The sequence below is a fragment of the Enterobacter cloacae complex sp. P14RS genome, from assembly GCF_014895895.1.
GTDB classification, from domain to species: Bacteria; Pseudomonadota; Gammaproteobacteria; order Enterobacterales; family Enterobacteriaceae; genus Enterobacter; species Enterobacter bugandensis.
The window spans coordinates 1-246 of record NZ_JADBQM010000051.1 but is presented as its reverse complement, the minus strand read 5'-3'; the positions used below and the strand labels follow the sequence as shown (position 1 = coordinate 246).

The window sequence follows — 246 nt, the reverse complement described above, 5'->3', positions numbered from 1 at the left end:
CTTCTAATTATCTACTTAAATTATCACCCTTATTAGAAAAGATCAATAACTTACCAATAAGCATACCAGAATTACTTTGCGAGAAAGAAGAGAAGATAAAAATAAGAATTAGCGGCATACATCCCGGAAGAATAATACATTTCATTGAAGATTATAATGAAATTGAAAACTTACCTTATGTTTTTAAAGTTGTTTTCATAGATGAAAGGTTCACCAAGGCAGTGAAAAAATGTGGTACTATACTAT

At 28.9% G+C, this 246-nt stretch carries 1 protein-coding gene; it reads left to right on the top strand.

All coding sequences use genetic code 11. The annotated features are described in order from the left end of the window. Nucleotides 1–246 (top strand): hypothetical protein (locus IM295_RS23205; RefSeq protein WP_226859545.1); only part of this gene is annotated, 246 nt, incomplete at both ends.